At 65.1% G+C, this 12584-nt stretch carries 11 protein-coding genes; 6 read left to right on the top strand and 5 right to left on the bottom strand.

Annotated elements, in window-relative coordinates; all coding sequences use genetic code 11:
* The first annotated feature begins 85 nt into the window (after positions 1-85).
* Positions 86-1717: a methyl-accepting chemotaxis protein gene (locus ASD71_RS08955; RefSeq protein ID WP_056562207.1), complete on the top strand. Its 1632-nt coding sequence runs from the start codon at positions 86-88 to the stop codon at positions 1715-1717.
* A 104-nt stretch (positions 1718-1821) separates the two neighbouring features.
* Here the strand turns inward: ASD71_RS08955 and ASD71_RS08950 are convergent, their stop codons facing one another.
* Together ASD71_RS08950 and ASD71_RS08945 are read right to left on the bottom strand one after the other, a co-directional pair.
* On the bottom strand, positions 1822-2805 hold the full coding sequence (locus ASD71_RS08950; RefSeq protein WP_056562204.1) for a tripartite tricarboxylate transporter substrate binding protein: 984 nt from the start codon (positions 2803-2805) through the stop codon (positions 1822-1824).
* A gap of 19 nt (positions 2806-2824) precedes the next feature.
* On the bottom strand, positions 2825-3781 hold the full coding sequence (locus ASD71_RS08945) for an alpha/beta fold hydrolase (protein ID WP_056562201.1): 957 nt from the start codon (positions 3779-3781) through the stop codon (positions 2825-2827).
* 160 nt (positions 3782-3941) lie between these two features.
* Here ASD71_RS08945 and ASD71_RS08940 point away from each other — a divergent pair, with 160 nt between their 5' ends.
* The 5 genes from ASD71_RS08940 to ASD71_RS08920 all read left to right on the top strand — a co-directional run bounded on the left by ASD71_RS08940 (position 3942) and on the right by ASD71_RS08920 (position 9636).
* Positions 3942-4859, top strand: a complete 918-nt coding sequence (locus ASD71_RS08940; protein WP_056562198.1) for a LysR family transcriptional regulator — start codon at positions 3942-3944, stop codon at positions 4857-4859.
* A gap of 189 nt (positions 4860-5048) precedes the next feature.
* Positions 5049-6521 carry a M20 family metallopeptidase gene (locus ASD71_RS08935; RefSeq protein ID WP_056562196.1) on the top strand — a complete coding sequence of 491 codons (1473 nt, stop codon included), beginning with the start codon at positions 5049-5051 and terminating at the stop codon, positions 6519-6521.
* Positions 6522-6590: 69 nt separating this feature from the next.
* Positions 6591-7148 (top strand): DUF1415 domain-containing protein, encoded by a 558-nt coding sequence (locus ASD71_RS08930; RefSeq protein ID WP_056562193.1) that lies wholly within the window; start codon positions 6591-6593, stop codon positions 7146-7148.
* Positions 7149-7325: 177 nt separating this feature from the next.
* Positions 7326-8315, top strand: coding sequence for a tripartite tricarboxylate transporter substrate binding protein (locus ASD71_RS08925; protein ID WP_056562190.1), 990 nt, complete (start codon positions 7326-7328; stop codon positions 8313-8315).
* Positions 8316-8340: 25 nt separating this feature from the next.
* Positions 8341-9636: an acyl-CoA thioesterase/bile acid-CoA:amino acid N-acyltransferase family protein gene (locus ASD71_RS08920; RefSeq protein ID WP_056562187.1), complete on the top strand. Its 1296-nt coding sequence runs from the start codon at positions 8341-8343 to the stop codon at positions 9634-9636.
* A 286-nt stretch (positions 9637-9922) separates the two neighbouring features.
* Here ASD71_RS08920 and ASD71_RS08915 read toward each other — a convergent pair whose 3' ends face one another.
* The 3 genes from ASD71_RS08915 to ASD71_RS08905 all read right to left on the bottom strand — a co-directional run bounded on the left by ASD71_RS08915 (position 9923) and on the right by ASD71_RS08905 (position 12306).
* Positions 9923-10507 (bottom strand): YceI family protein, encoded by a 585-nt coding sequence (locus ASD71_RS08915; protein WP_056562184.1) that lies wholly within the window; start codon positions 10505-10507, stop codon positions 9923-9925.
* Between the two features lie 147 nt (positions 10508-10654).
* Entirely contained in the window at positions 10655-10891 is a 237-nt protein-coding gene (locus ASD71_RS08910) for a hypothetical protein (RefSeq protein ID WP_056562181.1), read from the bottom strand.
* A gap of 113 nt (positions 10892-11004) precedes the next feature.
* Complete coding sequence (locus ASD71_RS08905; protein WP_056562178.1) at positions 11005-12306, bottom strand: UDP-N-acetylglucosamine 1-carboxyvinyltransferase; 1302 nt, start codon at positions 12304-12306, stop codon at positions 11005-11007.
* Positions 12307-12584 lie beyond the last annotated feature (278 nt).

Here is a 12584-nt window from a genome sequence, read left to right as displayed (position 1 = left end):
ACGTGTAACCCGGTGAAATATTTAACTTTTCATTGCATTGCGCCGTTAAGGGGAAAGCGTTACGCAACCCCCGGAGTGGCTTTCAATGTTCAAGAATTTAAGTATCCGCGCAATCCTGACGACCGCCTTGGCCGTCTTCTTTGCACTCTTTCTGGTGACCGGCATCGCGGTCTACCAGCAACTGACGTCCAACCGCACCTCGATCGAGGTGATGCTGGACACCAATCTGGTCCGTGCCAATTCGCTGGACGACGCGGCCTCGGACCTGCTGCGCGCCCGCGTGGTGCTGCTGGCGGCGCACAGCGCGCTGCTGGAAGGCAAGAGCCTGGACTCGACGGCCAGCAACATGCAGCGCATGGACAGCTACGTCACCAAGGCCACCAGTCAGATCGAAGCCGCGCGCAAGCTGCCGGAAACGTCGCCGCAGGGTAAGCCCCTGTTCGAGGCCGCGCTGGCTGCCTATGACGTCTACGTGCGCGAGGCCATTGGCCCCATGATCGCCGCCATTCGCGCCGGCGACGCCAAGGAAGCTGGCCGCGTCAATCAGGAAAAGGTGAGTCCGCTGGGCACCAAATTCACCCAGGCCAACCAGCAATACGTGGACTTTGCCGACGAAGTCGGCCAGCGCGTGGCGCGCGATTCCGCCGCGCGCATCAATACCGCGATCATCTTCCTGATCTGTCTGCTGGTCGTGGTGGCCGCACTGGTCGTGGGTCTGTATGTGGTCTTCGGCCGCGCCGTCTTCCGTCCGCTGCATGAAGCCGGACGTCTGTTCGACCGCATCGCCAGCGGCGACCTGACCAACCGCATTGAGCAGCGCGGCAACAACGAGATCGGCATCCTGTACGGCGCCGTCAAGCGCATGCAGGACAGCCTGGCGCGCACGGTGTCGGCCGTCCGTCTGGGCGTTGAAGAAATCCACACCGGCTCGCGCGAAATCGCGGCCGGCAACATCGACCTGTCCTCGCGCACCGAGCAGCAGGCCGCGTCGCTGGAAGAAACCGCCGCCAGCATGGACGAACTGTCCTCCACCGTGAAGAACAACGCCGACAGCTCGCGCAACGCGGCGCAACTGGCGATGGCGGCGTCGGAAGTGGCCACGCGCGGCGGCCAGGCCGTCGGCGACGTGGTGGGCACGATGCGCGGCATTGCCGACAGCTCGCACCGCATCTCCGACATCGTTGGCGTGATCGACGGCATCGCCTTCCAGACCAACATCCTGGCGCTGAACGCCGCGGTCGAGGCCGCGCGCGCCGGCGAGCAGGGCAAGGGGTTCGCCGTGGTGGCCAGCGAAGTGCGCGCGCTGGCGCAGCGCAGCGCGGCTGCCGCCAAGGAGATCAAAGGCCTGATCGACGACTCTGTGCAGAAGGTGTCGGTGGGCTCGGACCAGGTCGAGGCCGCCGGCGCCACCATGCAGGAGATCGTGACGTCGGTGCGCCGCGTGGCGGACATCATCAACGAGATCTCCAGCGCGTCTGAAGAGCAGTCGCAGGGCATCGAGCAGGTGAATCAGGCCGTGTCGCAGATGGACAGCGTGACGCAGCAGAACGCGGCGCTGGTCGAAGAGGCCGCGGCCTCGGCGGCATCGCTGGAAACGCAGGCCCAGCGCCTGCGCGACGCGGTTGCGGTGTTCAAACTGCAATCCGGCCGGGTGATCGATGCCGAAGCCCCCGCGCTGGACAACCGCGGCGGCGAGCCGGCGCTCATCGGCGCCTGATTCCGCCCGGCGAGGTTACGCTCCAACAAAAAAGCCGGCCCCGAAAAAGGCCGACTTGCATGTATCACGCAAGGCCCCGACGCAACGCGCCGGGGCCTTTTGCATTACTGGTCGAGCTGGATCTTGGCGTCGTTGGCGACGTTCTTCCACTTCTTCACGTCGCTGGCGATCACTTGCTGGAAGGCGTCCGACGAACCGGCCACCACGGTGCCGCCCAGGCTGGCCATCTTGGCTTTCACTTCGGGCGTGTTCAGCGCCTTGACCGAGGCGTCGTGCAGCTTGGTCTTCACAGCTTCGGGCAGGTTCTTGGGCGCCAGCAGGCCGTTCCACGCGTTGGCTTCGTAGCGCGCCAGGCCGGCTTCCTTGAACGTCGGCGTGTCGGGCAGTTCCGGCGAACGCACGTCGGCGGCAATGGCGATCGGACGGATCTGGCCGCTCTTGATGTAGGGCAGGGAGGCCGGCACCGGTTCCCAGATCATCGACACCTGGCCGCTGATTACGTCGGTGAAGGCCGGGCCCGCGCCGCGGTAGGCGATGTGCATCAGGTGCGAACCCGTCATCGACTTCATCAGTTCCATTGCCAGGTTGCCCAGGCCGCCGGCGCCGGACGACGCGTACGTGTACTTGTCCGGATTGGCCTTCGATTGCGCGATCAGCGCGTTCAGGTCGGCGGCGGGGAAGTCCTTGGTGACGCTCAGCACGCCCGGCACGGTGACCAGTTGCGTGATGGCCGTGAAGTCCTGCGACGCGTCGTACGTCAGGTTCTTGTAGACAGCGGGGTTGGTGCCGTGCGTGCTGGAGGAGGCCAGGAGGATGGTGTAGCCGTCGGGCGCGGCGTCGGCGACGTAGCGCGTGCCGATCGAACCGCCGGCGCCGGCCTTGTTCTCGACCACCACCGTGACGCCGAGTTCGGTGCCCAGTTGCGCGGCGAAGACGCGGCCGATGATGTCGGCGGTGCCGCCCGGGGCGAACGGCACGATCATGCGGATGGGCTTGCTCGGGTAGTCGGACTGCTGGGCCGAAGCGCCAGCCGCCAGCGTGGCGCCGGTCAAGAGCGCCAGGGCGATGGTGGTTTTCTTCAGGGTCATCTGTATCTCCACGAGAAGGTTAGTCGAGGCTGCGATCGAGCCAATCGACGATCAATCCGGCAATGTGGTCGCTGTTGCGATCCAGCATGCAGAAGTGCGAGTTGCCGGCGATGCCGGCAGCGGGCAGGTCCAGCACGTCGGCGCGTTGGCCGGCCGCGCGCAGGGCGTTCCAATAGGCGTCCGTCTGGGCGCGATAGCGCTGCCAGGTGTCGTCCGCGTTGAAGTGATCGCCCCAGACCAGGAGTTGCGGAGGCAACTCGCTGGTGGCCTGGGCCGGGGTGCCGGTGGGCTCGACCGCCACGACGGCGCGCACGGTCGCGGCATACTCCTGGGCGAGCTGCGTGGCAAAGCCGCCGCCCTGGCTGTGTCCCACCAGGATGCAGGGGCCCACGAAGTCGAGCAGCGCGCGATAGGCCTCCAGCGCCATGTCGCCGTGCGTCAGCCAGCGCGGGACGAACTGCTTGGAAAAGGTGTCGAACGCGTCGACGGGAAACTGCTGCCCGGGATACGGATGGCGCGGCTCGCCGGCCCGCGCATAGCCCGAAGCCGGGCCGATGCGGAACAGCCGCCACGCTTCTTCCTTGGAGCGGAAGATCGGGGCCGAGTCGTAGATCTCGGGAAACATCGCCCAGGCTGCACGGCCGCGTTCCGGCGCGTCGGACACGAAGACGTCGTAGCCGGCCTGCAGCAGACGCCACAACCAGCCGTCGCGCCCGTCCGGCGTGCTTTCCCACTGCGCGCCCGTCATGCCGCCGCCGTGCCACAGCAGGACGGGGTAGGGCTGGGTCGGCTGCGCCAGCCGGTATTCCTGCACATACAGCTGGCCGGCGCTGTAGCCGCCGTTCATGTCGATCAGCCGGGGCGACGCGTTGCCGACCACTTTTTGCTGCTGCATCGGCAGGCCGCCGGCGACGACTTCGACGCCGCCGAGGTAGTGGCTGCGGATGGACTTGAGCTGGACAGGCGTGTCGGGCATAGGGTTTTCCAGGAGTGGATGCGGGGATATTAGTTGCAAGGTGTTTCTGTCTTGTGCAAAATGCGCACTCGTTGTGCCGAAGCGGCACAGACGATGAGCCGCTGGCAAACACGCGCCCAGCCCCGGGCAGACATGGGGCGGGCAGGGAAGGACGAGACGTATGGACATCAAATGGCTGGAAGACTTCGTCGCGCTGTCGAAGTCGCGCAACCTGTATCAGGCCGCGGAGTCGCGCAACGTGACGCACCCGGCGTTCGGGCGCCGCATCAAGGCGCTTGAGGAATGGGCGGGCGTGCCGCTGGTCCAGCGCGGGCACCAGGTGTCCACGCTGAACGCCGCGGGCCGCAGCGTGCTGGCCGCCGCCATCGACGTGCTGGACATCCTGCACGAGACGCGAGAAACGCTGCAAAAGCCCGAGCAGGAACGCGCTCGCAAGATCACCATCGCGTCAGGCAAGACGCTGGCGCACTCCGTGCTGCCCGGGCTGATGGCGGGCGTGCAGCGCAGTCTGCCTGCCTTTCAATTGAAGGTGATCACCACGACGCTGAATTACGGCGTGGACATGCTGGAGGACGGCGAGGTCGATTTCCTGCTGTGCCACGCCCACGAGCCGCTGTACGCCAAGATCGACAATCCCAATTACCGGTACCGGCGCGTGGGCGCTGACAAGCTGGTGGCCGTCAGCGCCCCGGTCGCGCCTGGCGGCCACCATCCTCGCCATGCCGTGCCCAAGCTGGCGTCCGACCCGCCCGTGCCGTTTCTGGCTTACGCCGACAGCATGTCGCTGGGCCGCATCCTGCACGACAAGCTGCGCGGCCTGTGCGAGGTGCCGCTCTTGCAGACCACCTACGAGTCCGACCTGGCCGACGCGTTGCACGCCATGGCGCGCCAGGGATTTGGTCTGGCCTGGCTGCCGCATACGCTGGTCGAGTCCGACCTGCGCGACGGCCGCCTGGTCCGCGCCGACGGCGCCCGCAACGACATCCACATGGAAATCCGCCTGTACCAGTCGGTCAGCAACGCCAAGCCCCTGGCCCGCGAGGTCTGGACCCGCATCGAGGCCTACGCCGCCAAGTAGCGCCCATTGGCGGCAAAAGTCAGACCAGTTCAGGTGTCTGACACCCCGCCAAGACAGCCTTCAAGGTCCCGCCACCCGCCCACGGGGTGTCTGACACCGTCATAAAAAAGCCACCCCCACCAAAACATCCCACCCGCGCAGGCATAAAATAGCGGTTTGCCCCTTTCCCGCACACAGGAAGCCAGCGCCATGAACGCACGCATCCCCGAAGACGCATTGCCGCCCACCCTTGACCCCAAAGCCCTACAAGACTTTGTGGACGACAAGTGGGACAACGAGATCATTCCCGCGCTGACCGACTACATCGCCATTCCCGCCAAGAGTCCGGCCTTTGACGCCGACTGGGAAAAGAACGCGTTCATCGAGCGCGTGGTGCGCGATGCGGCGCAGTGGGTCGAAGCGCAAAAAGTCTCTGGCCTGAAGCTCGAAGTGGTGCGCCTGCCGGGCCGCACGCCGGTCATCTTCTTTGACGCGCCCGCCACCCGCAGCGACAACGGCGACACCGTGTTGCTCTATGGCCACCTGGACAAGCAGCCTGAATTCTCGGGCTGGCGTGCCGGTCTCGGTCCGTGGACGCCCAAGTACGAAGACGGCAAGCTCTACGGCCGCGGCGGCGCCGACGATGGCTACGCCGTGTACGCTTCGCTCACCGCCATCATGGCGCTGGACAAGCAAGGCATTCCGCGTCCGCGCTGCGTCGGCATCGTCGAGACCTGTGAAGAATCCGGCAGCTACGACCTGCTGCCGTATGTGGACGCGCTGCGCGATCGCCTGGGCAACGTGGCCCTGGTCGTGTGCCTGGACTCCGGCGCCGGCAACTACGACCAGCTCTGGATGACCACGTCGCTGCGCGGGATGGTGTCGGGCACGCTTGAAGTCCAGGTCCTGGACGAAGGCGTGCACTCGGGCGACTCCAGCGGCGTCGTGCCGTCCTCGTTCCGCATCCTGCGTCACCTGCTGGACCGCCTGGAAGACAGCGGCACCGGCCGCCTGCTGCCGCAAAGCCTGCACTGCGAAATCCCCGCCGAACGCATCGAACAGGTCAGCGCCACCGCGCGCATTCTGGGCGACGAAGTGTGGCGCCGTTTCCCCTGGAGCTGCGGCGCTGATGGCGGCTTCGTGCTGCCGATGACCACCGAACCCGAACAGGCGCTGCTGAACCGCACGTGGCGTCCGACGCTGTCCGTGACCGGCGCAGAAGGCCTGCCGCCGCTGTCCAGCGCCGGCAACGTGCTGCGCCCGCGCACCGCGTTCAAGCTGTCGCTGCGTCTGCCGCCGCTGGTGGACGCCGTGGCCGCGTCGCAGGAAATCAAAGAACTGCTCGAAGCCGACGCGCCCTACAACGCCAAGGTCATCTTCAAGGCCAACGAAGGCGCCGCCACCGGCTGGAACGCGCCCGCCACCGTGCCGTGGTTGACCCAAGCTTTGGACGCCGCTTCGCAGCAGTATTACGGCTCGCCGTGCGGCTATATCGGCCAGGGCGGCACCATTCCGCTGATGAGCATCCTGCAAAAGGGCTTCCCGCAGGCGCAGTTCATGGTCTGCGGCGTGCTGGGTCCCAAGTCCAACGCCCACGGCCCCAACGAATTCCTGCACGTGCCGTACGGCAAGAAGCTGACCGCCGCCGTGGCCCAGACCATGGCCGCCATGCCGGCAGCCTGACGCACACGCGTGCCATGCAGAGCGCGGGGCCGTCGGCCTTGCGCTCTTTCTATTTCCAGGACTGATTCCATGATTTCCACTTCCGATGCCTACGCCAACGTGGTCGCAGAAACCCGCCACTGGCTGAACCAGGCGGTGATCGGCCTGAACCTCTGTCCTTTCGCCAAGGCGGTGCAGGTCAAGGACCAGATCCGCTTTGCCGTCAGCGACGCCACGGACGCCGAGGGCGTGCTGACCGACCTGCAAGACGAGCTGGCGCTGCTGGCTGAAACCGATCCCGACAAGATCGACACCACGCTGCTCATCATCCCCGACGCGCTGGACGACTTCATGGAGTTCAACGACTTCGAAGACCTGTCCGACCGCCTGCTCAAGCGCATGCGTCTGGTAGGCGAACTGCAAGTCGCCACCTTTCATCCGCAGTTCCAATTCGCCGACACGCAGCCGGACGACATCGAGAACTTCACCAACCGCTCGCCGTATCCCATCCTGCACCTGCTGCGCGAAGACAGCATCGACCGCGCGGTGGAGTCGTTCCCGGATGCCGCAGAAATCTACGAGAAGAACATCGACACGATGAATAAACTCGGTCTGGAAGGCTGGAAGAAGCTGATGACCAAGGCCTGACGGGCTGACGTCCACCGGGATATCCCTAGATAGCCCATCGGTTGTATTGCATACAACATACGATCATTGTGACCGTCGCCGTTCGGCAGCGGCCTGTGCGTCCTTCCCCTTTTCATTGTCTTGCCTCGCGGCCCGCAACGGCCGCGCGTTGGCCTTTGCCTTTGTCTGGAGAGCCGTATGCGATTCACCCGCCGTCATGCCCTGGGCGCGCTTGCCGCCTTGCCGTTGATCTCGCGCCCGGCCTGGGCCCAGCAGAACGCCTTTCCGACGCGTCCCGTACGCCTGCTGGTCGGCTTTGCGCCCGGCGGGCTGACCGACATCGCCGCGCGCGCACTGGCCGATCGCATGGGCAAGACCCTCAAGCAGAACGTCGTCGTTGAAAACCGTCCGGGCGGGCAGGCCATCATTGCCACCGTCGCGGTGGCGCGCGCCGAGCCCGACGGCTACACGCTGGGTTTTGCCGGCACCAACGGCATGATCCTCAACCCCTTGCTCTACAACAACCTGCCGTACCAGCCGTCGGACTTCAAGCAATTGGGCTCCATGGGCAAATCTCCCATGTTGCTGATCGTGCATCCCGATCTGGGTGTGAACACCGTGCAGGAATTCATTGCCCTGGCCAAGAAAAAGCCCAACGACATCACCTGCGCGCATGCCGGCCGCGGCGTCATCAATCATCTGGCGCTGCTGCATTTCCAATCGAAGACCGGCACCCAGTTCCAGGACGTGCCCTATAAAGGCAGCGGTCCGGCGCTGCTGGACCTGATGGCGGGCACCGTGCAAAGCACGTTCGATTTCCCGACCTCGGCGCTGCCCAACATCAAGTCCGGCAAGCTGAAGGTGCTGGCTGTCACCGCAGACAAGCGGCTGTCCAGCCTGCCCGATGTGCCGACGATGAAGGAAGCGGGCGTCGACGATTTCGAGCTCTACACCCGCATGATGATCTCGGGCCCCGCCGCCATGCCCGCCGACGTCGTGAAGACGCTGGAACACGCCGTGCGCGAAGGCACGCGCGACCCCAGCCTGGTGCAGCAATTCGCCGATCAGGGCGTGGCCGTGGAATTCACGTCGTCCGCCGACCTGGACAAGGTCATCGCCGACGAATCCGCCATGTGGGCGCAGGTCATCAAGGCCAACGGCGTTCCCAAGACCGATCTGAAGGCATGAGGCCGCGAGCGGCAAGGAGACGACTGTGACGCAGCCTCGTATCACCGTAACGCCCGAACGCGCGCTGATCGACGTCGAGCGCGACATCCACATCGAAGGCTTTCCGGCCTATGCCTTCATCACCGTCACGGCCAGCATGCAGATGTGCGGCGCGGCGTGGCGTTCGGAGGCCGTGTTCGTGGCCGGCCACGACGGCCGGCTGGACCTGCGGCGTGACAGCCCCGTGTCGGGTTCCTACGCCGAGCCTTCCGCCATGGGCATTGTCTGGTCCATGGTGTGCCAGGACATGGACCGCGTGGTATTTCCGCCCGACCGCACCGACGCGCTGACCGTGCACCTTCACGCCACGAATGGTGCACTGTCGGCCGAGGCGACGCTGGTCCAGGAATTTCTGGCCGACGGCGTCACGCACCGGTCCGTGCGCGAAGAGGTGGACGGCATGACGCTGTCCGGCGAACTTTACGTGCCGGCCGGCCCGGGCCCGCATCCCGTCGTGGTGTACATGAACGGCTCGTCTGGCGGCGTGAACGCGCCGCGCGCCGCGCTGTTTGCCGCCCGCGGCTACCAGTGCCTGGCGCTGGCCATTTTCAATTACGACGGCCGTCCGAAGTACCTGAACGACATGCCGCTCGAATACTTCGAAGCCGCGCTGAAATGGATCCGAAAATCGCTGCAGCCGCGCGACGGCTTCGTGGCGGTGTCGGGCATCAGCCGGGGCGGCGAAACCTCATTGCTCGTCGCCTCGCATTTTCCCGACCTGGTCAGCGCCGTCGTCGCGTACGTGCCGTCGCCCGTGACGCATGGCGTGGTCAGCGCCGGGGCGCCGGGCACGGGACGAGATGCGCAGGTCTGGACCCGGCATGGCGAGCCCTTGCCGCATTTGTGGCAAGACAACGCCACGGCCGACTGGAACGCCGCCTATGCCAGCGAGCCGCCGTACCGTCAAACCCTGGCGTTCCTGAGCGCCACGCGCGATGCCTCGGCCTTCGAGCGCGCGCGCATCCCCGTCGAAAGCTATCCCGGTCCGGTCATGCTGGTCAGTGCATCGGACGACGGCTTCTGGCCCAGCACCGCGTATTCCGAAATGGTGGTGCGCCAGCGCCAGGCGTTTGATCTGCCCACGCACCATTACGTCTGCGCCGGGGCAGGCCACCACGTTCACTATCCCTGCCTGCCCGCCACACTGATCAACAAGCCGCACGCGATGTCGGGGTTGCTGCTGGATGCGGGCGGCACGCCGTCGGCCAACGCGGCCGGGAACGAGGGATCGTACCGGGCGGTGCTGGATTTCCTGGCGCAGGCGCGGACTGGGCAAGGGTAGGATATCCCGCGCGGGCCGGCGGCTCAGCCGGGCCGGTGTCAGACACCCGGGCAAGAGGGTCGTCAGCATGTGACAGCGGCTCTGCGGGTGTCTGACACCTCGATTTGCGTCAAGGTGTCTGACACCCGTCAGAAGTGACCACCAAGTGGATCAGGCGCCACAAGGGTGTCTGACACCGTGCCAAGCGAAGCACAGGGTGTCTGACACCGTGTGCCAAGCGAAGACGGCTCACGCCCAATAAAAAAGGGACCGGCAACGCCGGTCCCCTGCAATGCTCGCGCCAGCCTCACTGCCGGCGAATCGCCTCGACCTGGATCTTCAGCTTGACCTCGGGTTTGAAGCCCATGTCCAGCCCGAAATTCATGCCGAAATCCTTACGGCTGAACTCCGTGGAAGCGTCGGCGCCGCAGACCTCGCGCTTGACCATCGGGTGATCGATGCACTTGAAGTCGTCGATATCAAGCTTCACCTGGCGCGTGACGCCGCGCAGCGTCAGGTCGCCCGTGGCTTCTTCCGGCTTATCGCCGTCAAACTTGGTGAACTTGCCCTTGAACGTGGCGGTGGGGTATTTAGCGGCATCGAAGATGTCGGGTGCGACCGCGTGCTGATTCATCTCGTCGTGGCCGAAGTCCACCGACTTGATGTCCACGGTGACTTCCAGCGTACCGGTGCGGGCCTCGCGATCCAGCACGACCACGCCGCTGGACTGGTTGAACTTGCCGCGCCACGTCGACAACCCGCCGAAGTGATCGGCCTCGAAGCTGGGGTACGTGTGCGACGGGTCCAAGTCATAAGTGACAGGCGCGGCATTCGCGGCGAAGGTCATCGACAGCGCACTTGCGCCCAGCAACAGGGACGGGATCAACTTCATTGCGGCTCCTTGGGTATGGCGTTCAAGTCACGCTTGCGGCGGGCCGCCCGCGTGCCGGAAAGACAAGACAATAACATTCAGTTCCGTGTCAGCAGCGTGGCTTAAATCAAAAAGTCGCGGTCCCGCACCGCGCACCGTCCGATGGCATCAATCCACTTTGCCCAGCCACGCCGACAGATCCTGCAAGGTCTCGCGCAACGCGTTAAAGCGCTGTTCGCCCAGGTGTTCCTTCCATTCCTGTTCGACGGCGGTCACGCAACTGCGCATCGGCACGTACATCTGCCGGCCCTTATGCGTGAGTTGCAACGCTGTCGAATTCGACGCGGCGCCGGGCCGTCGCAGCAGATAGCCGCGCCGCTCCAGTTCCGCCGGCACATAGTTCATGGCCTGGCGTGACATATTGCACTGGCGGGCCAACTCGATGGGCCGGCGCCGTTTGAATCAACTGCGGTTGAATCGAATGCGGATGATTCGACTTCGGTCGATTCGTCTTCGCTTTATTCGTCGTTCGCCCACTCGACCTGCACGCCCAGGCTGCGCAGGTTCTCGACAAAGCGCGGGTGGGCACGGCGGATCGGCGTGGCGTTGCGGATCTCGGAGCGGCCCTTGATGCTGCTGGCCACCATGAACAGCGCGATCGCCACGCGGATGATGTAGGGGCTTTCGACCACGCCCGGCGTCAGCGGATTGCCGCCAAACGTCACCACGCGATGCGGGTCCGACGAGAACACGTGCGCGCCGAACTTGGACAGCTCGCCCGTCCAGCCCAGCGCGCCGTCGTAGACCTTGTTCCAGAACATCGCATTGCCCTCGGCGCACACGCCCAGCGCAATGAAGATCGGCAGCAGGTCCACCGGAAAGTACGGCCAGGGCGCCGCCTCGACCTTGGTCAGCACGTTGCTGGTGAACGGCGTCTGCACCTTCAGCGGGCCGTCGCGCAGCGCGCGCGACCAGCCGTCCTTGTGCTCGATCCGCACGCCGAACTTGGCGAACGTGCGGTCGATCAGCGGGAAATTGCCCGGCGTGCGGTTGCGCACCACCACGTCGCCGCCCGTGATCGCGCCCAGCGCGAGAAACGTCGTGATCTCGTGGAAGTCTTCTTCAAATGTGAATTCGCCGCCGCCCAGTCGCTTGCCGCCGCGCACCACCAGCCGCGAGGTGCCGATGCCGTCGATATCGGCGCCCATCATCGCCATGAACCGGCAGAACTCCTGCACGTGCGGCTCGGACGCTGCATTCGTCAACGACGACTCGCCTTCAGCTGCGGCCGCGCACAACACGAAGTTTTCGGTCGTGGTCACGGACGCATAGTCCAGCCAATGATGCGTGGGCTTGAGCGGACCGCTCGCGCGCACCAGCAATGACCCGCTGGCGCGTTCCACCTGGCCGCCGAACGATCGGAAGATGTCCACGTGCGGATCGATCTCGCGCACCCCCAGCGTGCATCCCTTGACGTTGTCTTCCAGCCGCGCCACGCCAAAGCGCGCCAGCAGCGGCGGCACCAGCATGATCGACGAACGCATCTCCTCGGGCAGACGGTGGTTCGCCGCATCGAAGACCGTGTTCTTGTGATGCAGCGCCAGCGTGCGCGTCGCATCGTCCAGCCGGACGTCGCTGCCCAGCGTGCGGAAGATGTCCAGGATCTTGCGCACATCGGTGATGTCCGGCACCCCATGCAGTGTCAACGGCTGATCGGTCAGCAGCGTGGCGCACAGGATCGGCAGCACCGCGTTTTTGTTGGCCGAAGGGACGACGCGGCCGCGCAAAGGCGTGCCGCCGTGGACGATGAGGTTGGACATGGGGATGGGACTGCCGGGAAAGAAATAGGGGAAAGCGCGGGAATTGTACTGGCGAACGTCCAGACCACTGGGGCCGGATGGGCGGTGCCGCTTGAGGATTCGCACCGCGCTTGCTTCCGAGTTTCGCCCCGATATGAGGGTTTTCACATATATGGACAAATACGATAATTGAAAATATTATTCCTGCACATAAAGCGGAAGTGCGTTCGCACGGCAAATCCGCTGCGCAATACGGGTGAATCCTCAGCATTACCAGATGAAGGCCTTCACACAGGAGG

The organism is Achromobacter sp. Root565 (assembly GCF_001427425.1).
Lineage (GTDB): Bacteria > Pseudomonadota > Gammaproteobacteria > Burkholderiales > Burkholderiaceae_B > Achromobacter > Achromobacter spanius_D.
The sequence above is the reverse complement of the archived record's forward strand: the minus strand, read 5'-3'. Positions and strand labels throughout refer to the sequence as shown.